Raw genomic sequence first — 26,147 nt, forward strand, 5'->3', positions numbered from 1 at the left:
CGTCAGCGAATTCATACGCGCGTTCATATCTCCCGGCCACGATTGGGCTGCTACGCATGTGATGGTCAGCAAACTCGTGCGCGGCCCGAGACTTTGCGCGCGTGCTGTCGAGCGGGTCATCCTTGGGCATGGCATGGGAACTGCGAGACGGGGTGCCGGACCTGCTGCGCGCGGTGTTCGGTTCGCTGATCACGGTCGGTTTCGCCTGGTTCGCCGCGTCTTTCGTGCCGCTGTACGAGGTGGTCGCGCGCGACGATGACGATGGGCGGGCCTGGCGGTATCTGTCGGTGGCGCAGGTCGTGGGCTGGGGAGGGATTGTCGCGTCGGTGATTTGGGCGGGTTGGCTGATGGTGCGCAAGGCGGGTACGCGCCGGCCGATCGGTTGGACACCGTTACTCGCGGTGCCGTTGATCGTCGAGGCGTGGGTGGCCGGATTTCTGATCGCACTGGTGCTCTGACGCGGTGCCCATCCCGCGATGGGCACCGCGTCGGCGCGATTCAGAGGCGTTCGAGAATCATCGCGTTCGACAAACCGCCTGCCTCACACATGGTTTGCAGACCGTAGCGGGCGCCGCGCTCCTGCATGGCATGCACCAGCGTGGTGGCCAGCCGGGAGCCGGAGGCGCCGAGCGGGTGACCGATGGCGATGGCACCGCCGTTGACGTTCACCTTGCCGAGGTCGGCGCCGGTCTCCTTGGCCCAGGCGAGCACCACCGGCGAGAAGGCCTCGTTCACCTCGAACAGATCGATGTCGGAGATCTGGAGTCCGGCACGCCGCAACACCTTTCGGGTCGCGGGGATCACCGCGGTGAGCATCAGCAGCGGGTCGTCGCCGACCACCGCGAAGCTGTGCAGCCGGGCCAACGGCTTCAGCCCGAGTTCCTTCGCGCGTTCGCCGGTCATGATCAGCACCGCGGCGCTACCGTCGCTGACCTGGCTCGCGGTGGCCGCGGTGACCTCCCAGCCGATCTGTGGGAAGCGGGCCGCCATCGCCTCGTCGTAGTAGGCGGGGCGCAACTTGGCCAGGGTGTCCAGGGTGCTGCCGACTCGGATGCCCTCGTCGGTGCTCAGTCCGTTGATCGGCGCGAGTTCGCCGGCGAACAAACCGTTCTTCGTTGCCAGCGCGGCCTTTTCGTGGCTGCCGAGCGCGAACTCGTCGAGCTGGGTGCGGGTCAGCCCCCACTTGGCCGCGATCAGTTCGGCGCTGATCCCTTGCGGCACCAGGCCTTCCGGGTAACGCGCGGCGAAGCCGACACCGGAGACATCGTCCGAGCCGACCAGGTTGGCGCCCATGGAGATCCGCCCCATCGACTCGACACCGGCGGCCACGACGATGTCGTAGGCCCCGGCGATAACGCCCTGGGCGGCGAAGTGGATCGCCTGCTGGCTGCTGCCGCACTGCCGGTCCACCGTTGTCGCGGGGACGGATTCGGGATATCCGGCGGCCAGTGCCGCGCGCCGGGTCATGTTGGCGCCTTGCTCGCCGACCTGGGTGACGATGCCACCGATCACGTCGTCGATGAGCGCCGGATCGATGCCGCTGCGGTCGACCACTTCGCGCAGGCTGTGTGCGAGCAGATCCACCGCGTTCACGTCGTGCAGTGCGCCGTTCGGCTTGCCCTTGCCGATCGGAGTGCGTACCGCCTCGACAATTACCGCGTCTCTCATCGTGCTTCCTTTCGGACCGAGAACCGGGCGGCCTTGCCTGGCTCTATCAACGCATAGTCAGGTTACACCTGGCAATAGTTGAGACAAGTCAGCGAGGCTATGATGTTGGTCATGGCAGCAGTGATGGAAGGACCGTTGGCCGATCTGAGCTCGTGGCAGCCCACCGATTGCTCGATCGCCAAGGCGATCGAACTCGTCGGCACCCGCTCGGCCGTGCTCATCCTGCGCGAGGCGTACTACGGCACCACCCGTTTCGACGGCTTCGCCCAGCGAGTCGGCATCACCGACGCCGCGGCCGCCGCCCAACTCCGCAAACTCACCGAAGCGGGCCTGCTCACCAAACAGCCCTACCAAGAACAGGGCAAACGCACCCGCAACGAATACATCCTCACCCCCATGGGCCGAGACCTACTCCCCGTAGTCCTGGCCCTCATGCAATGGGGCGACACCTATCTCCAACCCGGCCCGCCCCCACTCCTGCTCGTAGAGGAATCCACCGGCTCCCCCGTCCGCGTCCAGATCCGCAGCGACGCCGGCCACGAAGTCACCCTCGAACAACTAGCCATCCGCCTCAACGACGACTACCTCGACACCATCCACCCCCGCAAAACCAACCGCTGAACCACCCACTCGCCAAAGCGCCACAAGACGATTCGTGCCCGCTGTCAGTCGTTGTAGTGCGCACCTACCTGGACGATCGTGATCTCGGCGTCGGTGACGTAATAAATCAGTCGATGCTCTTGGGTGATGCGCCGCGACCAGTGCCCTGCCAATTGGTGGCGTATTGGCTCGGGCTTTCCTATTCCAGTGAATGGGTCGGCCAGCGCGGCGTTGATCAGCTTGTTTGCCGCTTTCAGCACCGCTCGATCCCGAGCCAACCACGCCGAATAACTGCGCCACCCCTGAGCGGTGAAGGTCAATTTCCGATCAGGCACGCCCCCGAGCTCCCTCCTGCGGTTTCTGCTGACCTTCGGCCCTGGGGCGGGCCTTCATCTGATCCATCCGGGACGGCGAGATGGATACACCTGCGTCCCGCAATTCCTCGATCAACTCGGTGGTTGGCGCTCCCGCCGCCGCGGCGGCGTCGGCAAGCTTCTCGATAAGCGCTCGCAACCGGTCGGACTCGACTGGCGCCTCCGCCGAGGCCGTGCTCGCATCGTCGACTTCGTCTGGAGTTTCCGCGTCGGGGTCGATGAGTGCTCGAGCCTGCGTACGTCCGTCGCGGGCGTCCTGCGCGGACTTCAGTAGGTGGACGCCGCCGTGGGTTTGCAGCACGTACAGCGTCTCCATCAGCGAGTTCCAATCGGACTCGGCGACCAGGACGGCGTTTTCGCCGGTCTTGGTGACCACCGTCAGCGGATCGTGATCATCGTTGACCTGCTGCACCAGCCCGAACAGGTTCTGGCGCACGTTCGAAATCGGTAGCGACGGCACGGGATCCCATCCTTCCTCTCATACTCGTACAACATATCGTACAAGTTGATCGTCCGGTGTGTGCACCTGCCGGGGAACGACGGCACGCGCACCGCGGCGATCGCTGTCACAGATCCGGGAGCTGCGGTGCCTTCGCTGTGGCGGCGGATTTACCGCGCGCTGACAACGGTGCCGGGGAAATGACCGAGCCCGGTCCGTTGCGGACCGGGCTCGGTGGCTGATGCTGACCGCGAGGGCTCAGTGCAGGCGGCGGCCGTCCTTGGCGGAGAAGAAGTAGGTGTGCTGGGGGTCGGTGGAGAGGCTGACGCGGGTGCCCTTGGCGGGCGGGTTGCGCCAATCCGCGCGCGCGACAATGGTTTCGCCGACGGCATTGCCTTCGGAGGTGGTGCGGCCGTAGATGTAGGCGTCGGAGCCGAGCTCCTCGACCACGTCGACCTCCATCTCGATGCCGGTACCGGTCCCGTTGCCGAGCTCGAAGTGCTCGGGGCGGATGCCGACCGACACCGAACCCTCGGCCGAGTCGATAACCGAGCGGGGCAGCGGCAGCACGTGCCCGCCGAGCGAGACGGATCCGTCGGACACCGGCAGCGTGAACAGGTTCATCGCAGGCGAGCCCATGAAACCCGCGACGAACACGTTGACCGGGTCCTGGTACAGGTCGCGCGGTGTCGCACACTGTTGCAGCAGACCGTCTTTGAGCACCGCGACGCGATCGCCCATGGTCATCGCCTCGACCTGATCGTGCGTGACGTACACGGTGGTGGTGCCGAGCCTGCGCTGCAGCTGCGCGATCTGGGTGCGGGTCTGCACGCGCAGCTTCGCGTCGAGGTTGGACAGCGGCTCGTCCATCAAAAACACCTGCGGCTGGCGCACGATCGCCCGGCCCATCGCGACGCGCTGCCGCTGCCCGCCGGACAACGCCTTCGGCTTGCGATCCAGGTACGGCTCCAGGTCGAGCAGCTGCGCCGCCTCGAGCACCCGCTTCTGCGTCTCGGCCTTGGCGACCTTGGCCAGTTTCAGCGCGAAGCCCATGTTCTCGGCGACGGTCATGTGCGGGTAGAGCGCGTAGTTCTGGAACACCATCGCGATATCGCGTTCCTTGGGCTCGGCGTGCGTCACATCGTTGGCGCCGATCAGGATGCGCCCGTCGCTGACGTCCTCCAGCCCGGCGAGCATGCGCAGCGAGGTCGATTTACCGCAGCCCGAAGGGCCGACGAGGACCAGGAATTCGCCGTCTTCGATTTCCAGATTCAACTGGTCGACAGCGGGTTTGGTGGAGCCGGGGTAGAGGCGGGTAGCACCGTCGAAGGTCACTGTGGCCATGACAAAATCACATCCCATCACCGGCAGGAACGTGCCGGACGATCCGAGTAAGGGTTGACCGGCGACATTACTATGTCTGCTCGTTTCGCGCTCGAAATGCTCGAGTTCGCGCGCGAAGTGCGGATGGTGCAACGCGTCTCGGCCGCAGACGGATTGCCGAGAGGCCGGACCGGATGCCGGTTGCGCCGGTAGCCTCGATCGAGGGACCGAGCCGAGCGACGAGGAGCACTTCATGAGCGAGCGAATCATCGACCCAGCCCCCTCGGGCATGGCGGAGCCGAGCGTCAGCGAGGTGCAGGCATGACCCGACCGGCTCGCATCGGAGTTCAACTGCAGCCGCAGCACGCGCCCAAGTACGGGCTGATTCGGGATGCCGTACTGCGGTCCGAGGACGCGGGCGTCGACATCGTCTTCAACTGGGACCACTTCTATCCGCTCACCGGCGACCCCGACGGCGCGCACTTCGAATGCTGGACCATGCTCGGCGCCTTCGCCGAGCAGACCGAACGGGTGGAGATCGGCGCGCTGGTCACCGGTGGCGGCTACCGCAACCCGGAGTTGCTCGCCGACATGGCACGCACCGTGGACCACATCAGCGGCGGCCGCCTCATCCTCGGCCTCGGCGCGGGCTGGTTCGAGAAGGACTACGACGAATACGGCTACGAGTTCGGCACCCCGGGCACCAGGCTCGCCCTGCTGAAGGAGAACATGGCCCGGCTCAGCGCCCGCCTGAAGAAGCTGAACCCGCAGCCGACCCGCGAAATCCCGATCCTGATCGGCGGCGGTGGCGAGAAGAAGACGCTGCGCCTGGTCGCCGAGTACGCGCACCTGTGGCACACCTTCGCCGACCTCGACTCGCTCGCGCGCAAGACCAAGGTGCTCGCCGACCACTGCGCCGCCGTCGGCACCGACGAGTCGCGGATCGAGCGCTCGGTGCAATGGCAGGGCGCCGAGCAGGCTTCGGCGTTCGTCGCGGCCGGTGTTTCGCTGTTCACCGTCGGGGTCAGCGGCCCGCGCTACGACCTGAGCGAGGTCGAGCGAGCGATCCGCTGGCGTGACGAGGTGAACCCGGAGCCGGTCAGCGGGCTCGCCTGAACGGCACCGATAGTCGGATCAGGTCCTGTGGCGGGTGTTCGTGCCCGCGCTAGGTGGTGTGGGATCACGCCCTCGGATCGGTGCTGACCTGGATTGCCGACCAGGGCGTGCTTGCAGTACGCCTAGTTCGGATCACGCTGATCTGAACTCTGTCGCCGCTGGTCCGACTTGTCGCATTCCAGGTGACGCGGTCTCGGCGGTGGGGTAGCTGCGAGATAACACTTTGATCGCGGCTAGGGTTTCTCGTCATGGCTGGTCTGCCCGCTGTGCGGTCTCGTGCGTTGATCGCCGTGATATTGCTTGCTGTCGGTCTCGCGGCCACGGCGTGTGGTTCCGGCTCCGATGATGCGTCGTCGGAGCGCAACCTGTGTTCGCCGCCCGGGGTGAGTGCGGCCTCGGCCGCGCCGACCAACCTGGCCTCCGCACAGACCGCGGGCGCGGACAAGTACACGACCGCGACCACCGCGCCGGTGTCCTCGATCGACACCTCGAAGCTCGGGCTGATCACGCCGGGCAAGCTCAGCGTCGGCACGCTGTCGGACGCGCCGCCGAGCATCTGCGTGAACGGCCAGGGTTCGTTTACCGGCTTCGACAACGAGCTGCTGACGGCGATCGCCACGAAACTCGGCCTGCAGGTGGAGTTCTCGGGCACCGAGTTCGCCGGGCTGCTCGCCCAGGTGGCCGGTAACCGCTTCGATGTCGGCTCGTCGAGCATCACCACCACCGACGCGCGCCGTCAGCTGGTCGGCTTCACCAACGGCTACGACTTCGGCTACTTCTCCCTCGTCGCCCCGAATTCCGGTGGCATCAAGGGCTTTTCGGACCTCAACCGGGGCACCAGGATCGCGGTGGTGCAGGGCACCGTGCAGGACGAGTACGTGATCAACACGCTGCACCTGGATCCGGTGAAGTTCCCTGACTACAACACCGCCTACGCCAACCTGAAGTCCGGCCAGGTCGACGCCTGGGTGGCGCCGTCGGCGCAGGCCGAGGGCGCGATCAAGCCGGGCGACGGAACGTCGGTGGTGCAGAACACCTTCAGCCTGGACAACTTCGTCGGCTGGGCGGTCGCCAAGACCAACCAGCCGTTGACCGACGCGCTGAACAGCGGCCTGGACGCGGTCATCGCGGACGGCACCTACGCCAAGCTGTACAGCGACTGGGTACCCAGGCAGCTGCCGCCGGGCTGGAAGCCGGGCTCCAAGGCGGCGCCGCTGCCGCAACTGCCGGACTTCGCCGCCCTTGCCGCGGAACGCAAACCGGCCGACACCACGGCGGTCGCGCCGAAATCCACGCTGCGACAGTTGAAGGACACGTTCTTCGACTGGTCGTTGTACCGCAAGGCATTTCCCGACCTATTCAAGACCGGCCTGCCGAATACCCTGATCCTCGCGGTGGTTTCGGGCGTCCTCGGCACCGTCCTCGGCATGCTGCTCGCGGTGGCGGGCATCGCGCGGACCCGCTGGCTGCGCTGGCCTGCCCGGGTGTACACCGACATCTTCCGCGGCCTGCCAGCCGTGGTGATCATCCTGCTGATCGGCCTCGGCATCGGCCCGGTGGTCCGCAACGTGACCGGTAGCAACCCGTACTGGCTCGGCGCGGTAGCGCTGGCATTGCTGGCTTCCGCCTACATCGGCGAGATCTTCCGTTCCGGCATTCAGTCCGTCGAAGCCGGTCAGCTGGAAGCGGCCCGCGCCATCGGCTTCGGCTACCGGCAGGCTATGACGCTGGTGGTGATCCCGCAGGGCGTCCGGCGGGTGCTGCCCGCGCTGATGAACCAGTTCATCGCGCTGATCAAGGACTCGTCGCTGATCTACTTCCTCGGCCTGCTCGCCACCCAGCGCGAACTGTTCGCGGTCGGCCGCGATCTCAACGCGCAGACCGGCAATCTGTCTCCGCTGGTGGCCGCAGGCCTGGTCTACCTGCTGTTGACCATCCCGCTCACCCACCTGGTGAACTACATCGACCGCCGCATGCGCACCGGCGGGCCGGACCGGCCGATCGACCAGGTCGAGGCCGCCACGATCACGGAAGGGCGCGGATAGATGAGTTCCTCTCTCACCGGAACCGGTTTGCACCTGAAGCTCGGGCACAACCACATCCTGCGCGGCATCGATGTCCACGTCGACGCGGGCAAGACCACCACGGTCATCGGCCCGTCCGGCTCCGGCAAGTCGACGCTGTTGCGCGTGCTCAACCGGCTGCACGAGCCGGACCAGGGCGATGTGCTGCTCGACGGCAAGTCGGTGCTCACCGAGGACCCGGACAGGCTGCGCCAGCGCATCGGCATGGTGTTCCAGCATTTCAACCTGTTCCCGCACAAGAGCGTCGCCGACAATGTCGCGCTCGGTCCGCGCAAGCTGCGCGGACTGTCCAAGGACGAGGCGCGCGCGGTCGCGGTGGAGCAGCTGGAGATCGTCGGCCTGTCCGACAAACTCGACGCGCGGCCCGCGAACCTGTCCGGCGGGCAGCAGCAGCGGGTCGCCATCGCTCGTGCGCTGGCCATGAAGCCCGAGGTGATGTTCTTCGACGAGGCCACCTCGGCGTTGGATCCGGAGCTGGTCAAGGGTGTGCTCGCGCTCATGGCCGACCTGGCGTCGGGCGGCATGTCGATGATCGTGGTGACCCACGAAATGGGCTTCGCGCGCACGGTCTCCGACAGCGTCGTGTTCATGGACGAGGGGCAGGTGGTGGAGACGGGCACGCCCGACGCGCTGTTCGACAACGCCGAGACTCCGCGCCTGCGGCGCTTCCTCTCCCAGGTGCTGTAGCGCACCCTTAGTTAACTTCACTGATGCGCATCTGTTAATGTGTCTGCGCTCACATATCCATCTGTCCACGCTTGGAAAGAGGGAGATCTGATGACAACGGCACATATGCAGCACACCGAGCACGACCACGCGCACGGCCCGAATTGCGGGCACGCGGTGATCGAGCACGGTGATCACGTCGATTACGCGCACGACGGCCACCTGCACCGCGAACACGACGGCCACTACGACGAGTGCGAGCCGCAGGGCCACGCCGAACACACCGATCACGCGCACGAGCACGGCCCCGACTGCGGCCACGACACCGTCCAGCACGGCGACCACGTCGACTACGTACACGACGGCCACCGCCACGCGGCGCACGACGGGCACTACGACGAGCACTGAGTAGCAGCCCACACTCGCGAAAGGCGCCAACCGATTTCGCGAGCACATGGGTAACTCGCGTGTGCTAACTAGCGCGACCCCCAACCTCTCCGGCCGCCGCCATCGCTACGATTGCGGGCACGAAAGTCGGGCCTGAATATACGGAGAGGCGGGGGAGCCCTGTGATCGAGGCAATTAAGGTTCCTACCGCCGCCGGGACGTTCGACGCGTTGTCCAGTGGCGAGGCCGGGGGACGGGAAGTCATGCTGCTGCACGGTTTTCCGGAGGCGGCCATCGAGTGGGAGTTTCAGCTGCACGCGCTCGGTGGCGGTGGGTGCCACGTGGTAGCGCCTGATCAGCGAGGGTATTCGCCCGGCGCGCGGCCGGATAGGGTCGCCGACTATCGGCTCGACGAATTGGTCGGCGATGTGTTCGCGATCGCCGACGAATTGGGTTGGCAGCGCTTCGATCTGGTCGGGCACGACTGGGGTGCTTATGTCGGGTGGGCGGCAGCGGCGGACCTGCCCGAGCGGGTCCGCAGTCTCACCGCGGTGTCGCTGCCGCATCCCGCCGCCTTCCTGCGGGCGATCACCGAGGACGAGGATCAGGCCCAACGGTCGCAATACTTTTCGCTGCTGCGCAAACCCCGGGTGGCCGAGCGGGCGCTGCTCATGGACGAGGGGGCCGGGCTCCGGAAGATCTTCGAATGGAAGATCCCGGAGGAACGGATCGACGAGTACGTGCACCGGCTCTCCCAGCCGGAGGCGCTGACGGCGGCCCTGAATTGGTATCGCGCGATGCACCTGTCCGGGCCGACCGGACCGGTGTCGGTGCCGACCATGTACGTGTGGAGCACCGAAGACAGCTCCGTCGGCTCCACCGCGGCGATGGCCACCGCGAAGCACGTGACCGGACCGTATCGATTCGAAATGCTCGAGGAAGTGTCGCATTGGATCCCCGAGCAGGCACCCGAGGAATTGACCCGCCTGCTCATGCGGCACCTCCTCGCGCACCGCACCTAACGCGGCCGTTCCCCTGACACAGCGCCACCGGGAGTGAATTGTGGACAAATAAGGTCTACGCACCGGAGGCGAGTTCATGGACGTCAAAGAAATCAACCGCGCAACCATCACCCAATTCCGCGCGGGCGGCGAGATCGAGGGCATGCACCGCGAGCGGCTGGTGCTGCTCACCACCACCGGCCGCAGCACCGGCAAACCGCACACCACGCCGATGATGTTCCATCGTGACGGCGACCGACTGCTGGTCATCGCCTCGAACGTCGGTGCGCCGACGCATCCGGACTGGTATCAGAATCTGGTCAGCAACCCCGAGGTGATCGTCGAGGTCGGCGACGAAAAATACGACGCCGTCGCCACTCCGATCACCGGCGCCGAACGCGACCACCTATGGACAATGTTGAAGCAGCTCTATCCGTTTTTCGCCGACCACGAAACCAAAACCGACCGCACAATTCCGGTCGTCTCGCTAACAAGACGGTGAAGCCCCGATCCAAAAGGGCGTGCCGCTCCGAATGCGGAGCATGCCCAACACGAACACACGCAATCTGCACGAGCTGTCCGCGGACATCACCGCCGTTGTCCGCGACGTAATAGCGACCGGCGAAGACGCCGTGATCACCGATGACGGCACCGAGGTGGCGGTCATCATGTCGATGGCCGACTACGACCGCCTGCACCTCTACGCCGAGCTGGCCGACGCCGCGCGACCCGGCTACGCGGGCGCGACCGAGTTCCGGGCGATGTCCATCTCGGAGATGCTCGACGTGCTCGGCGTGCACCCGACCGTGGACCGCGGGCTGCGTGGCTGATTCAGGCGCACAGGGTGGCGAACGCCGACCACAGCAGCGGCGAATGCGCGATGGTGCGTTCGGTGCGCCAGGCATGCAGTCGCTCGCGTTGCCATGCGGCGAGCTCGGCGACCGGGTCCGGCTGTTCGTGCGCCGCGTCGATGGCGCAGATGGCCTGTTGCAGCGGGTGGGCGTCGGGCGGCGCGCCCGCGATGCGGTGGAAGGCCAGATCGGTGGGCAGCGGCCACCGGCTCGCCGTCACCAGCTCGGCACCGCCGTTGATCATCGCTGCGGTCAGCCCGAGTGCCTCGGTGAAACGCATGTCGCCGCCGCTCTCGCAGGCGATCAACGCCACTCGGCTCGGTATCGGCCAAAGGTCTTGTCCGTCGGTGGGTTCCGGGGCGAGGGTGTGGGTGCCGAGCAGGAAGTCCTTCGCGGACAGGGGGCGATGGGTGCGAGTGGAAGGGGCAAAGCCGAGAGCGTCTGCGGTGCAGGCAAGGTGGAGTTCGGCGTCCTCGCTCTGGCCGGACTCCGGTGCCGCGGCGGTGACGTGGCCGACGTAGATCAGGCGGCTCGCGCCGTCGCGTAGTGCTTTGCTCAGCCAGGTGCGGTCGATATCGGTCCGGCGGAACGCCTCCGTCGGGTCGACCACCGAAGGGAGCAGGCGATTCTGCGCCGCGTACCCGGCGATCCGTTGGGTCAGTGGGGCATTCGCGGGCATGCGGCCGAGCACCGAGCCGAGGATGGAGTCGGCGCGGAAGCCGGGGATGCGCGGATCCAGCACGGCGACAACGGGTGCGCGGTGCGTGTCGGCCCAGCTGCGCGCGGTGCGGACCGGCGCGTGCACGATGCCGGCCGGTGCGAGCAGGCTGACATCGGCGATGTCGATCAGCCGGATCTCCGGGCCAGGGGCGATGATCTCCCACGGGACCTGAGCCACCCGCGGCGAGGGCTGCAGGCGGATGTGCGGGCGGATGCCGCGTCGATACAGCTCGTACAGCTGCGCGGCCAGCGCTTGCGGCAGCAGCGCTCGGGAAAGGGCTTGGGCGACAAGGTACTCGCTATCGAGCTCGGCGAAAGCGCCGGTGGTCATGGCCCGTTCGAGCCCGCCCGGCTCGGCTGGCCGCGGCAGCGCGTCGGACAGCCGCCGCACGGCTTCGAGTACCGGCTCTCCCGGCAGCATGGCGGCACCCCGTGGCGCGGTATCCCCGATCCAGCGCCAGGACAGGTAGACATCTCCCGCGTCCGCCATCCGCACCACGACGGTTGGCTGTTCTTGCGTCATATCGTCAGCACCCGGCTGTCTCGGATCAACCGGCCGTAGCGTTGTTCGGCGGCGGCGATGTAGGGAGCCAGCGCGATGCGGCCCTCGGCGGCAAGCGCGAGGCGCGGCGGCGGAGAAACCGGAAGGCCCGCGCTGGCCGCGACTTCGGCGAGTGCCGCGCCCAACTGGAGTGCGGTGGCTCCCGGCTGCTCGGCGAGATCGGCCGGCGGATCCAGGAGTTCGAGCGGCAACCGGACCGCGCGGCCGTCCGCTGAGCGATCGATGTTCAAGGTGGTTCCCGCGCATTGTGTTTCGATCAGATCGGCGAGGAGCAGCCCGTTGCCGGACAGGTAGGCGAAGCGGAAAGCCAATCGCATGGCGGGGTCGGCGATCTGGCGGTTCCACTGGTCCCGCTGGTTGCCGTTGGGGAGGGTGTGGCGCACCGCATCGATGGCCAGTGCGGCGGGCACCGCGACATCGACGGCTCGGGCGAGTAGTTCGGGCGAGTCCGCCACGGCGCCCTCAAGCAGGGTCGCATGCCAGTAATCGAGCTGGGCACAGTGCATACCGAGACCGCGCTCGGCGTACGCGCCGAAGGCCTCGGCGAGTAACGCCTCGCACTCCTGGTACCTGCCACACTTGAACGCCACGGTGGACAGGCGCATGCGCAAATCGGCGGCATCCAGCACCGCACCGGATGCAACGAAGTAGGCCAGGCTCCGGCTGTACAAATCCTGCGCCTGCGCGAGATCCGCGCGGCCTTCGGCGAGGAAAGCCAGTGTCTTGAGCCCGATTCCGGCGCGATAGCCGAGCCCGGCTTGCTCGAAGTAGTGCTGGCTTGCCCGCAGCGGCGCCTCGGCCTCGTCGAAGCGATCGGTACGGACCAGCATGGTGGCGAGGTTCTGCTGGGTCTCGGCGACGGCATTGTGGTCACCCGCCGCCTCGAACGCGGCGAGGGCCTGCCCGGCGAAGTCGACCGCGAGATCGCGGCGCCCGGTCTCGAAATATGTTGCGGCCAGGTTCAGCAACGGATGGCCCGCCAGCTGCGGCGCGAAAAGCCGTGCGGCGTCCAGGGATTCAGTGGCAAGTTCGGCAGCGTATGCCCAGTTCTGCCGATGCAGGGCGACGGCGGTCAACGACAGCAGGCAGGCCACCCGCAGGACACCTTGGTCGGTGGCCTCGGCCAGTAACTCCCGTGCCTGCTCCAAGGCTTCCTGCGCCGCGTCGAGTTCGCCGAGGTGCTGCAACGCCTGTGACATGTTGACCAGCGCGTTGGGGCGCAGCCGCGGGGCGTCCTCGGGCATGGCGGCGAGCGCCTCGCGGTACAGGCGCAGCGATCCGGCGTGATCGCCGAGTTCATCCGCCATGCTCGCCGCGTTGACGATGGCGCCGACGCGGACATCACCGGTGGTGTTGCGCGCGGCGTCCTCGAAGATGCGCAGGGCTGCGGCGGTGTCGCCGCGGCTGTACGCGTCGGCACCCGCGGCGAGCATTGCGCGGCCGTCGTCGGATGTTTCGCCGGTCATCTCAGAAGTCCGAATCCGAAGCGGCGGCGTCGATTTCGGCGAGCAAGGGGGCGTCACCGGCATCGTCGACCGGGTCGGCCGCGCGGCGCAGTCGCCGGACGGCGAGGTCGCGCAGCCGCTGGCGAACCATCGGGCCGCCGTGCTCCGAGCTGTCCGAGCCCACTCCCGGCACGTAGATCGCCACGGCCACACCGGATTCCGCGCCCTCGGGTGCGGGCACCTCGGTCGTCCACATGTCACCGGCCAGTGTCAGCGCCGCGTCGGCCGTTCCGGCGGCCGTGCGAACCAGCACGTGGGGATGCAGGTAGGACGGAAAGTGGCTCTGCGGCGCGGCGACCGCGCGCACCGCGACGGTCGTGTCTCCGGCCCGGCGCACCACTTCCCACGACACCGCTTGCTCCGAGGCATCGAGCAACCTGGGTGGGCAGCGGCGCCAGTCCCAGCCATCGGTGCCACGCGCCAGCACCAAGGCACCCGTTGCTGCGGTCGCCGCACCCGCCGCGAGGGCGTAGTCTTCGGCGCGGCCGCGGGTCTCCGATACCTGGTCGGTCGGCGATTCGGCCATTTCGAACGGCTCGTCCGCGCCGTCGACGATCATCTCGCACGCCTCGGACAGCGTCGCGATGTCGTCGAGCAGCAGTCGCTCGTCCAGTGGCGCGATGCCATCGATGAGCGAGGCGGGCCACCACCGCGCCGCCCAGTGCGCGTACCCGAGCCGCCGAGCGCTCGACACGAGCTCCGGCAAGCCGGGCACGGCGGCCAGCTCGCCGGTTTCACCCGCGTCGACCGCCAGCGCGACTTCCTCGCCGAAGACCGCCCACAGCCAGTCCTGGGCGAGCCGCACATCATCGATCACGGCGGCCGGAAGTGACTGTCCGGCAAGCAGACTCCACGTCAAGTGCGCGCCCGCAGCCGCAAGCACCAGCACGTCGATCTCCGCCGCGTCATCGAGGACGGTAGGCGCACCGTCGGGCGCGATGACAAGGAGCCCGTCGTCCGCCCGCCGGATCCGCACCGTCTCGTACATCAGCTCGCCCTCGATTCCGTCGAATCCGATTCGGCCGCACCCGCACTCAGCGCCTGTTTGACCCGCGTCCGGTGATCGAGGATGACCGAGCGCGCCACACCGTCGAGCAGATCCCACAGTTCGTCCGGGTCGTCCACCGCGAATTCCCGAACATCGCGGCCGTGCAGGCGAACCCACAGCCGCCGCAGGTATGGCCGCCACGGGGTGGACAACTCCGCGGCGATAGCGGCGAGTGGCCCGGTCGGTGGTGACTCGGTGTCGACGCGAACCACCAGCCGACGAGCCTGCAACACGTAGGCCTCACGTTGCCAGCGGCTGTTGATAACTCGGTGCGCCGTGGTCTCTCGCGCGGGCGCCGCGGGCAAGCGTGCCACACCGGCGTCGGATCGCGGGCGCCGAACTGCCGTTCGGATCGGCGAAAGCCCGTGCGCGAGGGCAACGCCCGCCGTTGCCGCCACTCGGAGCGTCTCGTCCAACAGCGCCCAAGGCGAGCAGCTCCTGGCGATCTCGGTGGTCACCAACTCCGAAATCGGCGGCAGCTCAGCGCGTTCGCTGGACGTCTGCAACGCCGTGAACACCCGCTCGTATACGGTGCGATCGAACGGCAGGCCCAGGGTGGCTTTCGAGGCCGACGCGCCGATGGCGGGTGGCTGCGGCACGGCATGCGTCGTGAGTCCCAGTTCCGCTGCGGAATAACCGGATTCGGACCGCCAAAGCCGGATTCCGGCATGTGTTCCCGCATGGGCACCGACCAGCGCGGTCAGTGCCGTGTGCCCGTTGTCCCGACTCTGCTCCAGTCGGGCCGCGGCACAGGCGTCGAGCAGTTCGGTGAACGCACCGGTATGGTCAGCGCCTGCCGGACCGGTCAAGGGCCGCCGTCGCCACGCGACCTCGACCAGCGCCGCAAGCTCCGGAGTCCGTTCGGCGACATACTGCTTCAACGCCTGGGTGGTGCGGCCCGCCGCGTTCTGGTGCACATCGCGCAGCGTTGCCTCGGCTATTGCCCTGTCCTGCAATGGATCTGGCGTCCCTGAGGTAGTAGCCAGCTCGAAACATCGTTGGAAGTACAGATCCTGGGGATGCCCCTCGGTGATCCGCAACGCCCGTCGCACCTGCTTGAGCATCGTGAACCAGGCCGCCGTCGCGCGCAGCACATCCGCCGCGGCGTGCACCCGCGCGGCGAGCAGCACCGCGCCGTCGGCCGTCACGATCGGCCCGGCGCACGCCGGATGCTGGACCGGCCGGATCACCAGCGGATCGAGGATCAGCTTCACCGTGCGGCGCAACGGCCCGCCGTGCGGACCGCTGAGCGGTTCGACGCCGTCGAGCTTGCGCCACACCTCGTCGAGCACCATGGCGCGCGGTCGTCGCATTCGACCAGGTTAACGGACTTTTGTCCGATTCGTCCCCGGCAAAACCTGGGATCGGTAGGGCGCGACGCGTTCCTAGGTTTCTCGTATCGGCCCAGACACCCGGGCCGCACGAACACAGGAGATGCCATGAACACCAAGTCCGTCACCGCCGCCCTCGTCGCCTCCGCCGCCGCTGCCGCGTTCTTCGTCACCGGTTGCAGCGACAACGCGAGCAGCACCCCGCCCAAGTCCTCGACCGCCGCTGCCCCGCAGACCAACTCGACGCCGTCGGGTAAGTCGACCGCGTCGGTCGACGGCAAGGCCTTTGACGCGAAGTTCACCACCACCTGCGCCAAGCAGGGCGGCACCCTGGCACTCGCGCTCACCGATGCCGCCAACGCCGCCTACGGCAACCTCTCGGTGAGCGCCACCGTCACCGGCACCGACACCGTGCAGGCCGTCGGCATCGCGGGCAGCAAGGGCGGCGACGCGGGCCAGCCGTACGCGATCGGCTTCGGCAACGGGATGCCCGGCGGCTCGGCCACGCTCACCAAGGACGGCAACACCTACAAGGTCACCGGCGAGGGCGTCAGCGCGGATCTGACCAACCCGCTGGCCGGCCCGAAGTCGTCCAAGTTCGACGTCACCTTCGCCTGCTCGACCGTCGTCGGCGGCTGATCGTCAGCATCATGAAATCCCTTCGCTGGATCACCGCCGCACTGGCCGCCCTGGCCATCGGCTACTACCTCTTCCATGGCCTCACCTACGTCAGCCCCAACGCATACGAGCCCGCCGCACTGGGCTGGGTCGGTTGGCAAATGGCGCTGCCGATCACCGCGATCACGCTGGTACCCATCGTTTTCGCAGTTACCGGCGAGGGCATTGCCGCAGCCTTCACCGGCCGCAACAGCGCCGAGTTCCGTAACGGCCTGGTCGGGCTCGGCACCATCAGGTCGTTCGCACAGACCGGCTTGACCGTCAACGACCAACCGCAGGTCCGCGTCGAATTCGGGGTCGAGGGCGTCGACGGAAAGAACTTCACCGCCACCGCGAAAATGATTGTGCCGCTTACCGAACTGGCCCTGCTGCAGCCGGGAGTCGTGCTCCCGGTGCGCTATCTGCCCGACCGGACCGACAAGGTCGAGGTCGACATGTCCGGCGACACCTCCATGGCGCAGCGGGCGATGAACGAGTCGATGATCCGCAAGGGCATCACCACCAGGCACAAGCTCGACATCGCCGCGCGTGGCATCGCGACTCAGGCTGTGGTGCACACGAGGTCGTCAGCGCCCTTGCGGTGAATGCCTAGCCCCGCAACGAATGCCGCGTTGTTCGAGATTCTCGAACAACGCGGCATTCTCGCGTCGGCGGACTACATATTGGCGAAGCGCGCGAAATCGCCTTGGGCACCGCTGTACACGTTCAAATCGGTATTTCCCGCGATGCCGTCGATGCCGCCGCTGTCGGTCGTCTGCCAGAACGTCCAGGTGGGCCAGCCGCCCGGCACCTCGGGTGCCTCGTTGCCTCGGTAGTCGGCGATCCACAGTGGGTACCTGGTGAACTCATTGGTGTCGGCCATCGCCGTCCGCCAGAAGTTCGGATAGGTGTAGACGATCGGGGTCCGTCCGGTGAGCGCCTGCACGGAGCTCAGATACCGTCGCGTCCAGTCGATCAGCGCGGCGGGCGGCAGTCCGCCGGTGGTCTCCAGATCGAGCACCGGCGGCAGGTCGAGCGCGCCGTTCTGGCCGAGCACCACCGCGGCGTACATCGCGGCCTGTGGTTCGGGCGCCAGGTTCGGCCGCGCGTAGTGGTACGTGCCGCGCGCGACGCCGGCCGCCCGCATCAGCAGGCTGTCCGCGACGAAGTACGGGTTGATGTAGCTCACGCCCTCGGTGGCCTTGACCATGGCGAACGCATGGCCGGAGCGTTTCACCGCGAACCAGTCGATCAGTCGGCCGTCGATGTGCTGCCAGGACGAGACGTCCGGGCCCGTCGGCGTGGCCCCGGCACTCGCGGACAGGGTAGCCGTGAGGATGCCGGATAGTGCGATCAGTGTGAGCGCCGTGCCGCGGCGACGGATGGTCGAGCGCCAACGAGAGGTGTCCATGGTGTTCGACGATAGCTATTTGATCTTAATGTGACCAATGTTGCACAAGGTGCAGTTGCGCAATATTTACCTGACGGCCGCGTCGACCGCTATCAGCCGAGCCAATCGAGCACCGAAGCCGCCGTCCATGACTGCTGCATGCTGCCGAGCGGTTCGCCGGTGAACGGCTCGTAGTACTCGGCGAAACTGCCGTCGCTGGCCTGCCGCAACCCCTCGGCCCGCAGCATGAACGAGCGCTCGGCCCAGCCGCGCCGGGCGAATACCCAGGAGAACAGCCAGCTCATCACCGGCCACACCGGGCCACGCCAGTACTCACGCGAACGGAACTCCCGCGACACCGGCGAGGTGGACGGCGGCAGCGCGTACCGCAGATCCGGATGTCCGCAGAAGCGCGGACCCTCGAACGTGCGCAGCAGGCTGCGTTCGGCGTCGCGCGGCAGCCCGCCGCACAGCAGCGGCGCGAACATCGCCAGCGTCTCGGTGCCGATCCAGCGTTGCAAGCGCACGTCGAAGTCCCTGGCCGCGCCCGAGCGCGCATCAGTGGTCGCGACAACGCCGGCCCGGAAGCGGTCGGCCCACGCGTATAGATCGCGAACGTCGGCATGCGGCTGCTTGTACTCCTCGCCGATATTCGCGAGCACCTCGCAGGCCAGCGCGAAGATCCCGGTGACGAACACATCCTCGACCGCGAAGCTCATCGTCGAGGCCAGCTGATAGTCGTCGTAGCCCGCCCTGCGCATCTGCTCGACCAGCCACAGGTAGCGGTCGTATTCGCGGTCGCTCGGCCGCTGCGTCGGGTCGGCCACCACCCGCACGTCCTCGCGGTGGTACGGCGGCAGATCGCCGGGAATCACGTTCTCGTAGGCGCGGTCCCAGCGCGGTGAGTTGTCCATGCCGGATTCCCAGCCGTGATACAGCGTGATCCGCCCGGTCTCCTTGGGATCGCGCGCGTGCGCCAGCCAGCGGTGCCAGCGCACCAGGTCCGGCCAGCGGCGGTTCAGGAATTCCTCGGCGACCGCGCGGGTGCTGCGGCCGTGCCGCCGGGAGTGATCGAGAATGCGCTGCACCGCGATGGCGTGCACGGGCGGCTGGGTGATGCCCGAGGTGTCCGGGCCGTCGGGCGCGTTGGCGGCCAGCTTGCGGCACTCCCAGCGCGACGGTCCTGGAAAGTACCCGTCGACGCCGTTGGCGAAGACGATGTGCGGGATCATGCCGTTCTTCCACTGCGCCGACAGCAGCGTGTCCAGCTCGATCACGGCGCGCTCCACGCTCAGCGGGGCGAGCCCGACCGCGACGAACGCGGCGTCCCAGCTCCACATGTGCGGATACAGGCGCGGCGCGGCACTGGTCATGGTGCCCAGGTCGTTGCCACGCAGCAGATAGGCGGCGCGGGCCGCGAGCTGTGTCGGGGTGAAACCCGGGTGTGCCATCCCCCTATTCTGCGATGCCACCCGCAGGTACGCCCGCTCGGCGGTGTCCGACTCGGCCTCGTCCCACCTGCCGGTGGGCGGCTCGTGCTCGGCGGTTCTCACTCTCGAATGCCCCGTCCCTGATTCGCTGTCCGAGATTATTGCAGTGATGTATGCGTGCATCGCTGTGTTTGCGCGGGCTATTACGGTGGGGCGCATGACCAATGCCGTGACCAGCTCCCCGAAGCCGACCGCGCTGATCACCGGCGCCAGCCGCGGCCTCGGCGCCGCCATCGCCCGCGAGCTCGCGCCGTCGCACGAGCTGCTGCTCGGCGCCAGATCCGCCGACGCGTTGCGCGCGATCCGCAAGGAACTGCCCGAGGCGATCGCGTGGCCGGTCGAGCTGACCGACTATCCGGCGGTGGCCGCGGCGATCGAGCCGATCCGGCGGCTGGACGTGCTCGTGCACAACGCGGGCATCCAGGACCTCGCCTCGATCGCCGAGTCGACCGTCGATCAGTGGCGAAACACGTTGGAGGCCAACCTGGTCGCGGTGGTCGAGTTGACCAGGCTGCTGTTGCCCGCGCTGCGCGCCGCGGACGGCCACGTGGTGTTGATCAATTCGGGCGCCGGGCTGCGCGCGAACGCGGGCTGGGCCTCCTACGCCGCGAGCAAGTTCGGGCTGCGCGCCTTCGCCGACGCGCTCCGGCTCGAAGAGCCCGCACTGCGGGTCACCTCGATTCATCCCGGTCGCATCGACACCGACATGCAGCGCGAGATCATCGCGCAGGAGGGCCGTGAGTACCGCCCGGAGCAGTTCCTGCGCGCGGAGACGGTCGCGGCCGCGGTCCGCAATGCGGTGGAGACGCCGAGGGACGGGCATCCGACAGAGATCGTGCTGCGACCCGCGTCGAGCTAGCGCTTCGTTCCTGCGTGATCAATGGTCCAGGTTGTGGACAGATTCGATAGGTAGCCTGGCGCTGTCTTGTGCGCCGTCCCGCTCGAGGGCGGCGTCGTTCGATCAGAGCAAGGGTTTCGAAGCAGTGGATAGACGCCGGATGTTGATGCTCGCCGCAGGTACTGCCGCCGTACTGGCCGGTTGCGCGGTCGCGGAGGGCGACCCGCTCAACAGCGGGTCGGCCGGTGGCGACCCGCTCGCCCCGCCGAAGCCACCCCTGCTGCCGCCACCGCCCGGCGGCCCGAAGACGCCGATTCCCGCCAGCACCATTACCGCCCTGCCCGGCCCAGGCTCCAGTATGGCCCTGACGGTAGACGACGGAGCCAGCCCCGAGGTGGTCGGCGCGTACATCAAGTTCGCCAAGGACACCGGCGCCCGCTTCACGTTCTTCGTAACCGCCTACTACGACTCATGGTCGATTCACCGAGATGCGTTGCGTCCCTTGGTCGATTCCGGTCAAATCCAGTTGGGCAACCACACCTGGAACCACCCCGACCTGACCAAGCTCTCCGCCGCGGCCGTCGCCGATCAGCTACAACGCGCAAAGACCTACTTGCAGAACAACTTCGGCGTAGACGGCGCCCCGTACTACCGCCCCCCGTTCGGTAGGCACAACGCCACCGTAGACAAGGTCGCCGCAGATCTCGGCTACACCGTCCCGACCATGTGGTACGGCTCCCTATCGGACTCCGGCGTCATCACCGAGGACTACCTGATCGAGTGCGCCCGCAAGTACTTCCACCCCCAAACCATCATCATCGGCCACGCCAACGCCCCCGCGGTAACCCACTGCTACGGCCAACTGGTCGACATCATCAAAGAACGCAACCTAGCCATGGTCACCCTCAACGACGTCCTGCTCCCTCCGCACTAGCCCAGCACCCCGCAACCCACGGCCACGTATACGTGAGTCATATGGTTGCTTTACAAGATCTTTGAGCGACCATATGACTCACCTCGATGGCGCTCAGGCGACGATATTGATCAGGCGGCCGGGGACGACGATCAGCTTGCGTGGTGCGGCGCCGTTGAGGAGTGCGGCGATCTTTTCGTCGGCCAGCGCGGCCGCCTCGATGGCCGCGGTGTCCGCGTCCGCCGGAACCTGAATTCGGCTGCGCACCTTGCCGTTTACCTGGATCGGGTACTCGACCGACTCGTCCACCAGCAGCGCTGGGTCGGCCACCGGGAACGGGCCGTGCGCCAGCGAAGCGGTGTGGCCCAAGCGTTCCCACAGCTCCTCCGCGATGTGCGGCGACAGCGGGGCCAGCATCAGCACCAGCGGCTCCACCACCGTGCGCGGTGCGCCGTCCGGGTAGGTCTTGGTGAGATGGTTGGTCAGCTCGATGAGCTTCGCGCCCGCCGTGTTGTCGCGCAGTGCGGCCAGGTCCTCGTCCACACCGGCGATCGTCTTGTGCAGCAACCGCAGCGTCTCGTTCGTTGGCGCGGCCTCGGTGACCCGCAGTCCGCCGGTCTCCTCGTCCACCACCAGACGCCACATCCGTTGCAGGAAGCGGTGGGCGCCGACGACGTCCTTGGTCGCCCACGGCCGCGAGGTGTCCAGCGGCCCCATCGACATCTCGTAGAAGCGGAAGGTGTCGGCGCCGTACAGATCGCACATCTCATCGGGCGAGATGGCGTTCTTCAACGACTTCCCGATCTTGCCGTACTCCTGGTTCACCTGGATCTCGGTGCCGGTCGGGCCGGTCCAGAAGAACTTGCCGTCGCGCTCGACCACCTCGGCGGCCGGAATGTAGGCGCCGCGCTCGTCGGTGTAGGCGTAGGCCTGGATGTAGCCCTGGTTGAACAGCCGCCGGTACGGCTCGTACCCGGACACGTCACCCAGGTCGAACAGCACCTTTTGCCAGAACCGCGCGTACAGCAGGTGCAGCACCGCGTGCTCGACACCGCCGACGTACAGGTCGACGCCGCCCGGATCGTCGGGCCCGTGCTCGCCCGTGCGCGGGCCGAGCCAGTACTGCTCGTTTTCCTTGGCGCAGAACGCTTCCGAGTTGGTCGGGTCCGCGTAGCGCAGCTGATACCAGGAGCTGCCCGCCCAGTTGGGCATGACGTTGGTGTCGCGCCGGTACCGCTTCGGCCCGTCGCCGAGATCCAGTTGGACCTCGACCCAGTCGGTCGCCTTGGCCAGCGGCGGCGACGGCTCGGAGTCCGCGTCGTTCGGATCGAAGGTCACCGGGGCGAAGTCGTCCATGTCCGGAAGGCGCACCGGCAGCATGGATTCCGGCAGCGCGTGCGGCGCGCCGTCCTCGTCGTACACGATCGGGAACGGCTCGCCCCAGTAGCGCTGGCGGGCGAACAGCCAGTCGCGCAGTTTGTACTGGATGGTGCCCTTGCCGTGGCCGTCGGCCTCCAGCCGGGCGACCACCGTCGCCTTCGCTTCGTCGATCGAAAGTCCGTCCAGGTAACCGGAATTCACGATCGCGCCGTCGCCGGTGTAGGCCGCCGCGGTCAGGTCGCCGCCCGCCACCACCTCCTTGATCGGCAGGCCGAGCGCGGTGGCGAAGTCCCAGTCGCGCTGATCGTGCCCGGGCACCGCCATGATCGCGCCGGTGCCGTAGCCGCTCAGCACGTAGTCGGCGATGAAGATCGGCATCGGCGCGCCGTTCGCCGGGTTGGTGGCATAGCTGCCGAGGAAGACGCCGGACTTCTCCTTGTTCTCCTGGCGCTCCAGATCGGACTTGGCCGCGATCGACTTGCGGTATGCCGCAACGGCATCCGCGGGGCTCGCGCTGCCGCCGTTGGTCCAGCGGGCATCCGTGTCAGCCGGCCATGCGGCCGCGGTCAGCGTGTCGACCAACTCGTGCTCGGGCGCGAGCACGACATACGTCGCGCCGAACAGCGTGTCGGGACGGGTCGTGAAGACCTCGATCTGTGCGCCGTTCGCGTCGAACTTGACCTGTGCGCCTCGCGAGCGCCCGATCCAGTTGCGCTGCATGGCCTTCACGTTGTCCGGCCAGTCCAGGTGATCGAGGTCGTCGACCAGCCGGTCCGAATAGGCGGTGATGCGCATCATCCACTGCCACAACCGCTTACGGAACACCGGGAAGTTGCCGCGCTCGCTGCGCCCCTCGGCGGTGACCTCCTCGTTGGACAGCACCGTGCCCAGACCCGGGCACCAGTTGACCATCGAATCGGTCTGGTACACCAGGCGATACGAGTCGAGCACGGCCGCACGCTCGGCGGCCGACAGCGCCGCCCAGTCCTTGCCGTCGGGGGCGGGCCGGGCGCCGGTGGCGAACTGGTCTGCCAGTTCGCTGATCGGGCGGGCCCGATTCAGTTCCTGGTCGTACCAGGCGTTGTAGATGCGCAGGAAGATCCACTGGGTCCAGCGGTAGTACTCGGGATCGGTGGTCGCGAACGAACGCCGCCGGTCGTGGCCGAGCCCAAGGCGATCGAGTTGGCGCTGCATGGTGAGCATGTTCGACTCGGTGGTGTCGCGCGGGTGCGCGCCCGTCTGCACCGCGTACTGCTCGGCGGGCAGGCCGAACGCGTCGTAGCCCAGCGCGTGCAGCACGTTGCGGCCGTGCATCCGGTGATAGCGGGCGAACACATCGGTGGCGATGTAGCCGAGCGGATGCCCGACGTGCAGTCCGGCGCCGGACGGGTACGGGAACATGTCCTGGACGAACAGCTTGTCCGCGGGGGTGGCACCGGCGAGTGGACCGACCGGATTCGGCGCGTGGAAGGTCCCGCGCTCGCTCCACGTCTGCTGCCACCGACGTTCGATGCGGCCCGCGAGCTCCGCGGTGTACCGGTGCTCGGGTACATCGCTATCGGTTGCACGAGTGTCCTGCACGGTCCTGCCTTCTTGTGATCGCCGATCCCCGACAAACTTCGTCTATCAGGGTAGAACGTGCGGACCGCAGTACCGAAAATCGGGCTGCGCTGACTCGGTCGGCGGGCCCGCGTCCGCGCCTCGAAGAAAGTTACCCGCCCGTCGGTATGGGACAGTGCCGCACCGTCTTCGCGTTACTCGCGGGTTGTCGTTCCCATCCCAGCGGTCCCAACAGTGCGTTTGGTTGCTACGTCGCCGGCTTGGCCCCGCACAGTGTGGAACACGCCTGTCCGCCGGTGGTGGCGGGTCGGGTGCTGATCGGTTGCGGGGAGCTCCCGGTCGGCAAATGACACCAATGCGCTAGCCTGCATGGGTGCTCGTCGTCGCTCTCGTCCTGTTCGTGCTGGCCTTGGTGGCCAGCGCAACCGGCGCACTCGGACTGATCGGCAGGCTGCCGCGCAACCGCTTCGTCGGAGTGCACACCGAGGCCGCCCTATCCGATGACGAGACCTTCCGCATCGCGAATCGCGTCGCCGCCCCCACCTCGCTGGCGGCCGGGGCGCTGCTGTTCGCCGGTGGTCTCGTCGCCCTCGCCGCGAGCGGCGTCGTCGCGCTGCTCGTCGGTGCCGGAGCCGCTGTCGTCGCGCTGTTCACCCTCGGGGCCGGAGCCAACGCCGCGGCCTCGACGGCCGCCGCCATCGCGCCGCCCGCCGAGGTCGGCGGCTGCGGCAGTGCGTGCGGAGCGTGCTCGCTGCGCGACGCTTGCCAGCCCGCGACCTAGACCCTTATTCGGCGCATTCCGGTGCGGGCACGCTGCGCGACAGCGGACTCCCGAGCGGATTGAGGTAGAGCACGCACAGCTGGACCGGCACCGGGCCACGGTTCCGTGCGACATGGGGATAACTCGACCCACTCGGTTCGCGAAAGACACGCCCGCGGCGATAGGTCACCGGTGCGCAGTCCGCGCCAGGGTGATCCAGCGTGCCGCGCGTGACCACAACCAGCAGCGTGCCGTCGTGATAATGCCAACCGCTGCTGCCGCCGGGTTCGATGATCGTCTGGCGCAGCACCAACTCGCGACGGCCGATGGCAATGCGGAACAGCACGCGGCTCGCGGTGCCCTGCGCGGGTGCCGCGTTCACCTGATACTCGCGTCGCATCAGACCATCGAACCATTTTCCGGTGCCTCGGGCAGCACTGTGGCGACCAGGCCTTTCCGTGCGGGCCGGGTGGGTTGAATCGACCGAGTTACGTTTCGGGTCGAACCCTGTCGGCGGCGGTATCGGCGGCCCATACTTGGGGCGTTGTAGTACCAGCTTGATCTTCGGGGTGGAAATGAACTCGCTCGACTTTGTTACCGCGGGCAATACGTGGGGAATCTCCGGACCCGACTTCATGGCGTTGTATTGGCCATTCATCGGCCTCGCGCTGCTATTCGGATTGTTGATGCGGCTGCGGGTGACCCGCGGCGCGGTCGATAAGCGTGGCATCGAGCGACCGGGCATGGACCTGTCGCTGCCCGAGATCGCCATGCTGTTCGACGATCGCCGCGCGGTGCTGACCGCGCTGGCCAGGCTGCGCGGCCACGACCTGATCGACTCGGCGGCCGCACCGGCGCGGCCGATGACCGATGCGGACAAGCATCGGCTCGATCCGTTCACCCGGTCGATCTACGACCGGATCGTTGCCGGAGCCAAGCCGACGGTCGTCTCGCTGACCGCCAATTCGGCGCCGGCCCTCGGCCCGCTGCGTGACTCGATGATCAAGCGCGGCTACTTTCCCGACGCGGCTTTCCGGCGCAGGCTGTGGGACGCGGGCCTGCCGCTGTTGATCGTCGCCGCGGTCGGCGTGGTGCGGTTCATCGCGGGAACGCTGCATCACAACCCGGTCGCGTTCCTGGTCATCGCGCTCGTGGTGCAGGCGTTCGGCTATTGGCTCGTGGTGGCCAAACCCCGGCTGACACCACTCGGCCGGCTGGCCCGCAAGAACGCGACGAGCAGCAATGCGCATCTGCGGCCAGCCAATTCGCCTGCCTACGCCACCTACGGCGCGGAGAGCGCCGCACTTGCCGCCGCCGTGTTCGGTGGTGCCGCGCTCGTGTCCCTCGACCCAGGGCTCGCGAGTGCCGTGCAGCCCCCGAGCTCGTCGGGCGGCGACGGCGGCAGCAGCAGCGGTGACAGCGGTGGGGGTGGTTGCGGCGGTGGCGGTTGCGGTGGTGGTTGTGGCGGCTGATCGCGGCGCGCA

At 67.6% G+C, this 26,147-nt stretch carries 27 protein-coding genes; 15 read left to right on the top strand and 12 right to left on the bottom strand.

Features of this window, described 5'->3' with window-relative positions; genetic code table 11:
* Positions 1–128: 128 nt before the first annotated feature.
* Positions 129–458, top strand: a complete 330-nt coding sequence (locus ACIA8C_RS11030) for a hypothetical protein (RefSeq protein ID WP_397133301.1) — start codon at positions 129–131, stop codon at positions 456–458.
* A gap of 40 nt (positions 459–498) precedes the next feature.
* On the opposite strand, the gene ACIA8C_RS11035 is transcribed toward ACIA8C_RS11030, so the two are convergent.
* Complete coding sequence (locus ACIA8C_RS11035; RefSeq protein ID WP_397133303.1) at positions 499–1,668, bottom strand: thiolase family protein; 1,170 nt, start codon at positions 1,666–1,668, stop codon at positions 499–501.
* A 99-nt stretch (positions 1,669–1,767) separates the two neighbouring features.
* Here ACIA8C_RS11035 and ACIA8C_RS11040 point away from each other — a divergent pair, with 99 nt between their 5' ends.
* Complete coding sequence (locus ACIA8C_RS11040) at positions 1,768–2,289, top strand: winged helix-turn-helix transcriptional regulator (protein WP_397133305.1); 522 nt, start codon at positions 1,768–1,770, stop codon at positions 2,287–2,289.
* Between the two features lie 44 nt (positions 2,290–2,333).
* On the opposite strand, the gene ACIA8C_RS11045 is transcribed toward ACIA8C_RS11040, so the two are convergent.
* The 3 genes from ACIA8C_RS11045 to ACIA8C_RS11055 all read right to left on the bottom strand — a co-directional run bounded on the left by ACIA8C_RS11045 (position 2,334) and on the right by ACIA8C_RS11055 (position 4,425).
* The gene (locus tag ACIA8C_RS11045; protein ID WP_397133307.1) at positions 2,334–2,603 is read right to left on the bottom strand and encodes a Txe/YoeB family addiction module toxin; all 270 of its coding nucleotides are present in this window, start codon (positions 2,601–2,603) and stop codon (positions 2,334–2,336) included.
* Entirely contained in the window at positions 2,596–3,102 is a 507-nt protein-coding gene (locus ACIA8C_RS11050; protein ID WP_397133309.1) for a type II toxin-antitoxin system Phd/YefM family antitoxin, read from the bottom strand. Before ACIA8C_RS11050 ends, ACIA8C_RS11045 begins: the two co-directional genes overlap by 8 nt.
* A gap of 237 nt (positions 3,103–3,339) precedes the next feature.
* The gene (locus ACIA8C_RS11055) at positions 3,340–4,425 is read right to left on the bottom strand and encodes an ABC transporter ATP-binding protein (RefSeq protein WP_397133311.1); all 1,086 of its coding nucleotides are present in this window, start codon (positions 4,423–4,425) and stop codon (positions 3,340–3,342) included.
* Positions 4,426–4,725: 300 nt separating this feature from the next.
* On the opposite strand from ACIA8C_RS11055, the gene ACIA8C_RS11060 reads away from it, so the two are divergent.
* From ACIA8C_RS11060 to ACIA8C_RS11090, 7 genes are all read left to right on the top strand, one after another.
* On the top strand, positions 4,726–5,520 hold the full coding sequence (locus ACIA8C_RS11060) for an LLM class F420-dependent oxidoreductase (RefSeq protein ID WP_397133313.1): 795 nt from the start codon (positions 4,726–4,728) through the stop codon (positions 5,518–5,520).
* 248 nt (positions 5,521–5,768) lie between these two features.
* Positions 5,769–7,565 carry an ABC transporter substrate-binding protein/permease gene (locus tag ACIA8C_RS11065; protein ID WP_397133315.1) on the top strand — a complete coding sequence of 599 codons (1,797 nt, stop codon included), beginning with the start codon at positions 5,769–5,771 and terminating at the stop codon, positions 7,563–7,565.
* Positions 7,566–8,291 carry an amino acid ABC transporter ATP-binding protein gene (locus ACIA8C_RS11070; protein WP_397133317.1) on the top strand — a complete coding sequence of 242 codons (726 nt, stop codon included), beginning with the start codon at positions 7,566–7,568 and terminating at the stop codon, positions 8,289–8,291.
* 90 nt (positions 8,292–8,381) lie between these two features.
* Positions 8,382–8,678 (top strand): hypothetical protein, encoded by a 297-nt coding sequence (locus ACIA8C_RS11075; protein WP_397133319.1) that lies wholly within the window; start codon positions 8,382–8,384, stop codon positions 8,676–8,678.
* A gap of 161 nt (positions 8,679–8,839) precedes the next feature.
* Positions 8,840–9,679, top strand: coding sequence for an alpha/beta fold hydrolase (locus ACIA8C_RS11080; protein WP_397133321.1), 840 nt, complete (start codon positions 8,840–8,842; stop codon positions 9,677–9,679).
* Positions 9,680–9,755: 76 nt separating this feature from the next.
* Positions 9,756–10,160 (top strand): nitroreductase family deazaflavin-dependent oxidoreductase, encoded by a 405-nt coding sequence (locus tag ACIA8C_RS11085; protein WP_397133323.1) that lies wholly within the window; start codon positions 9,756–9,758, stop codon positions 10,158–10,160.
* Between the two features lie 40 nt (positions 10,161–10,200).
* Positions 10,201–10,488, top strand: coding sequence for a type II toxin-antitoxin system Phd/YefM family antitoxin (locus ACIA8C_RS11090; RefSeq protein WP_150400283.1), 288 nt, complete (start codon positions 10,201–10,203; stop codon positions 10,486–10,488).
* A 1-nt stretch (position 10,489) separates the two neighbouring features.
* On the opposite strand, the gene ACIA8C_RS11095 is transcribed toward ACIA8C_RS11090, so the two are convergent.
* Genes ACIA8C_RS11095 through ACIA8C_RS11110 form a run of 4 tightly spaced genes read right to left on the bottom strand, consistent with a single transcriptional unit; the run spans position 10,490 to position 15,639 of the window.
* Positions 10,490–11,752 carry a CHAT domain-containing protein gene (locus ACIA8C_RS11095; RefSeq protein WP_397133325.1) on the bottom strand — a complete coding sequence of 421 codons (1,263 nt, stop codon included), beginning with the start codon at positions 11,750–11,752 and terminating at the stop codon, positions 10,490–10,492.
* Positions 11,749–13,257, bottom strand: coding sequence for a tetratricopeptide repeat protein (locus ACIA8C_RS11100; protein ID WP_397133327.1), 1,509 nt, complete (start codon positions 13,255–13,257; stop codon positions 11,749–11,751). Before ACIA8C_RS11100 ends, ACIA8C_RS11095 begins: the two co-directional genes overlap by 4 nt.
* A gap of 1 nt (position 13,258) precedes the next feature.
* A complete protein-coding gene (locus ACIA8C_RS11105; protein ID WP_397133329.1) occupies positions 13,259–14,284 on the bottom strand; it encodes a hypothetical protein in 1,026 nt (341 codons plus the stop codon).
* Positions 14,284–15,639: a hypothetical protein gene (locus ACIA8C_RS11110; RefSeq protein ID WP_397133813.1), complete on the bottom strand. Its 1,356-nt coding sequence runs from the start codon at positions 15,637–15,639 to the stop codon at positions 14,284–14,286. Before ACIA8C_RS11110 ends, ACIA8C_RS11105 begins: the two co-directional genes overlap by 1 nt.
* Before the next feature lie 144 nt (positions 15,640–15,783).
* On the opposite strand from ACIA8C_RS11110, the gene ACIA8C_RS11115 reads away from it, so the two are divergent.
* Together ACIA8C_RS11115 and ACIA8C_RS11120 are read left to right on the top strand one after the other, a co-directional pair.
* Positions 15,784–16,314 (top strand): lipoprotein LpqH, encoded by a 531-nt coding sequence (locus ACIA8C_RS11115; protein ID WP_397133331.1) that lies wholly within the window; start codon positions 15,784–15,786, stop codon positions 16,312–16,314.
* Between the two features lie 11 nt (positions 16,315–16,325).
* A complete protein-coding gene (locus tag ACIA8C_RS11120) occupies positions 16,326–16,937 on the top strand; it encodes a hypothetical protein (RefSeq protein ID WP_397133333.1) in 612 nt (203 codons plus the stop codon).
* Positions 16,938–17,008: 71 nt separating this feature from the next.
* On the opposite strand, the gene ACIA8C_RS11125 is transcribed toward ACIA8C_RS11120, so the two are convergent.
* Both ACIA8C_RS11125 and ACIA8C_RS11130 read right to left on the bottom strand, forming a co-directional pair.
* Positions 17,009–17,743, bottom strand: a complete 735-nt coding sequence (locus ACIA8C_RS11125; protein ID WP_397133335.1) for a glycoside hydrolase family 25 protein — start codon at positions 17,741–17,743, stop codon at positions 17,009–17,011.
* Positions 17,744–17,835: 92 nt separating this feature from the next.
* Positions 17,836–19,173: an MGH1-like glycoside hydrolase domain-containing protein gene (locus ACIA8C_RS11130; RefSeq protein WP_397133337.1), complete on the bottom strand. Its 1,338-nt coding sequence runs from the start codon at positions 19,171–19,173 to the stop codon at positions 17,836–17,838.
* Positions 19,174–19,369: 196 nt separating this feature from the next.
* Here ACIA8C_RS11130 and ACIA8C_RS11135 point away from each other — a divergent pair, with 196 nt between their 5' ends.
* Complete coding sequence (locus ACIA8C_RS11135; protein WP_397133339.1) at positions 19,370–20,071, top strand: SDR family oxidoreductase; 702 nt, start codon at positions 19,370–19,372, stop codon at positions 20,069–20,071.
* 139 nt (positions 20,072–20,210) lie between these two features.
* On the top strand, positions 20,211–20,984 hold the full coding sequence (locus ACIA8C_RS11140; RefSeq protein WP_397133816.1) for a polysaccharide deacetylase family protein: 774 nt from the start codon (positions 20,211–20,213) through the stop codon (positions 20,982–20,984).
* Between the two features lie 93 nt (positions 20,985–21,077).
* Here the strand turns inward: ACIA8C_RS11140 and leuS are convergent, their stop codons facing one another.
* Positions 21,078–23,924, bottom strand: coding sequence for a leucine--tRNA ligase (gene leuS, locus ACIA8C_RS11145; protein ID WP_397133341.1), 2,847 nt, complete (start codon positions 23,922–23,924; stop codon positions 21,078–21,080).
* A 352-nt stretch (positions 23,925–24,276) separates the two neighbouring features.
* Between leuS and ACIA8C_RS11150 the strand changes: the two genes are divergently transcribed.
* On the top strand, positions 24,277–24,684 hold the full coding sequence (locus tag ACIA8C_RS11150; RefSeq protein WP_397133343.1) for an SdpI family protein: 408 nt from the start codon (positions 24,277–24,279) through the stop codon (positions 24,682–24,684).
* A 4-nt stretch (positions 24,685–24,688) separates the two neighbouring features.
* Here the strand turns inward: ACIA8C_RS11150 and ACIA8C_RS11155 are convergent, their stop codons facing one another.
* Positions 24,689–25,063, bottom strand: coding sequence for a cupin domain-containing protein (locus ACIA8C_RS11155; protein WP_397133345.1), 375 nt, complete (start codon positions 25,061–25,063; stop codon positions 24,689–24,691).
* Positions 25,064–25,238: 175 nt separating this feature from the next.
* Here ACIA8C_RS11155 and ACIA8C_RS11160 point away from each other — a divergent pair, with 175 nt between their 5' ends.
* A complete protein-coding gene (locus ACIA8C_RS11160) occupies positions 25,239–26,135 on the top strand; it encodes a TIGR04222 domain-containing membrane protein (protein ID WP_397133347.1) in 897 nt (298 codons plus the stop codon).
* Positions 26,136–26,147 lie beyond the last annotated feature (12 nt).

The sequence above is a fragment of the Nocardia sp. NPDC051321 genome (genome assembly GCF_044455225.1).
GTDB lineage: Bacteria > Actinomycetota > Actinomycetes > Mycobacteriales > Mycobacteriaceae > Nocardia.

Excerpts from the sequence above, each read along its gene's own strand:
- ACIA8C_RS11075 (WP_397133319.1), top strand. The coding sequence starts at position 8,382 with ATGACAACGGCACATATGCAGCACACCGAGCACGACCACGCGCACGGC.
- ACIA8C_RS11035 (WP_397133303.1), bottom strand. The coding sequence starts at position 1,668 with ATGAGAGACGCGGTAATTGTCGAGGCGGTACGCACTCCGATCGGCAAG.
- ACIA8C_RS11030 (WP_397133301.1), top strand. The coding sequence starts at position 129 with ATGGCATGGGAACTGCGAGACGGGGTGCCGGACCTGCTGCGCGCGGTG.
- ACIA8C_RS11125 (WP_397133335.1), bottom strand. The coding sequence starts at position 17,743 with ATGGACACCTCTCGTTGGCGCTCGACCATCCGTCGCCGCGGCACGGCG.
- ACIA8C_RS11135 (WP_397133339.1), top strand. The coding sequence starts at position 19,370 with ATGACCAATGCCGTGACCAGCTCCCCGAAGCCGACCGCGCTGATCACC.
- ACIA8C_RS11115 (WP_397133331.1), top strand. The coding sequence starts at position 15,784 with ATGAACACCAAGTCCGTCACCGCCGCCCTCGTCGCCTCCGCCGCCGCT.
- ACIA8C_RS11160 (WP_397133347.1), top strand. The coding sequence starts at position 25,239 with ATGAACTCGCTCGACTTTGTTACCGCGGGCAATACGTGGGGAATCTCC.
- ACIA8C_RS11095 (WP_397133325.1), bottom strand. The coding sequence starts at position 11,752 with ATGACGCAAGAACAGCCAACCGTCGTGGTGCGGATGGCGGACGCGGGA.
- ACIA8C_RS11120 (WP_397133333.1), top strand. The coding sequence starts at position 16,326 with ATGAAATCCCTTCGCTGGATCACCGCCGCACTGGCCGCCCTGGCCATC.
- ACIA8C_RS11140 (WP_397133816.1), top strand. The coding sequence starts at position 20,211 with ATGTTGATGCTCGCCGCAGGTACTGCCGCCGTACTGGCCGGTTGCGCG.
- ACIA8C_RS11060 (WP_397133313.1), top strand. The coding sequence starts at position 4,726 with ATGACCCGACCGGCTCGCATCGGAGTTCAACTGCAGCCGCAGCACGCG.
- ACIA8C_RS11105 (WP_397133329.1), bottom strand. The coding sequence starts at position 14,284 with ATGTACGAGACGGTGCGGATCCGGCGGGCGGACGACGGGCTCCTTGTC.
- ACIA8C_RS11055 (WP_397133311.1), bottom strand. The coding sequence starts at position 4,425 with ATGGCCACAGTGACCTTCGACGGTGCTACCCGCCTCTACCCCGGCTCC.
- ACIA8C_RS11110 (WP_397133813.1), bottom strand. The coding sequence starts at position 15,639 with ATGGTGCTCGACGAGGTGTGGCGCAAGCTCGACGGCGTCGAACCGCTC.
- ACIA8C_RS11065 (WP_397133315.1), top strand. The coding sequence starts at position 5,769 with ATGGCTGGTCTGCCCGCTGTGCGGTCTCGTGCGTTGATCGCCGTGATA.
- ACIA8C_RS11090 (WP_150400283.1), top strand. The coding sequence starts at position 10,201 with ATGCCCAACACGAACACACGCAATCTGCACGAGCTGTCCGCGGACATC.
- ACIA8C_RS11100 (WP_397133327.1), bottom strand. The coding sequence starts at position 13,257 with ATGACCGGCGAAACATCCGACGACGGCCGCGCAATGCTCGCCGCGGGT.
- ACIA8C_RS11155 (WP_397133345.1), bottom strand. The coding sequence starts at position 25,063 with ATGCGACGCGAGTATCAGGTGAACGCGGCACCCGCGCAGGGCACCGCG.
- ACIA8C_RS11130 (WP_397133337.1), bottom strand. The coding sequence starts at position 19,173 with ATGGCACACCCGGGTTTCACCCCGACACAGCTCGCGGCCCGCGCCGCC.
- ACIA8C_RS11070 (WP_397133317.1), top strand. The coding sequence starts at position 7,566 with ATGAGTTCCTCTCTCACCGGAACCGGTTTGCACCTGAAGCTCGGGCAC.
- ACIA8C_RS11085 (WP_397133323.1), top strand. The coding sequence starts at position 9,756 with ATGGACGTCAAAGAAATCAACCGCGCAACCATCACCCAATTCCGCGCG.
- ACIA8C_RS11040 (WP_397133305.1), top strand. The coding sequence starts at position 1,768 with ATGATGTTGGTCATGGCAGCAGTGATGGAAGGACCGTTGGCCGATCTG.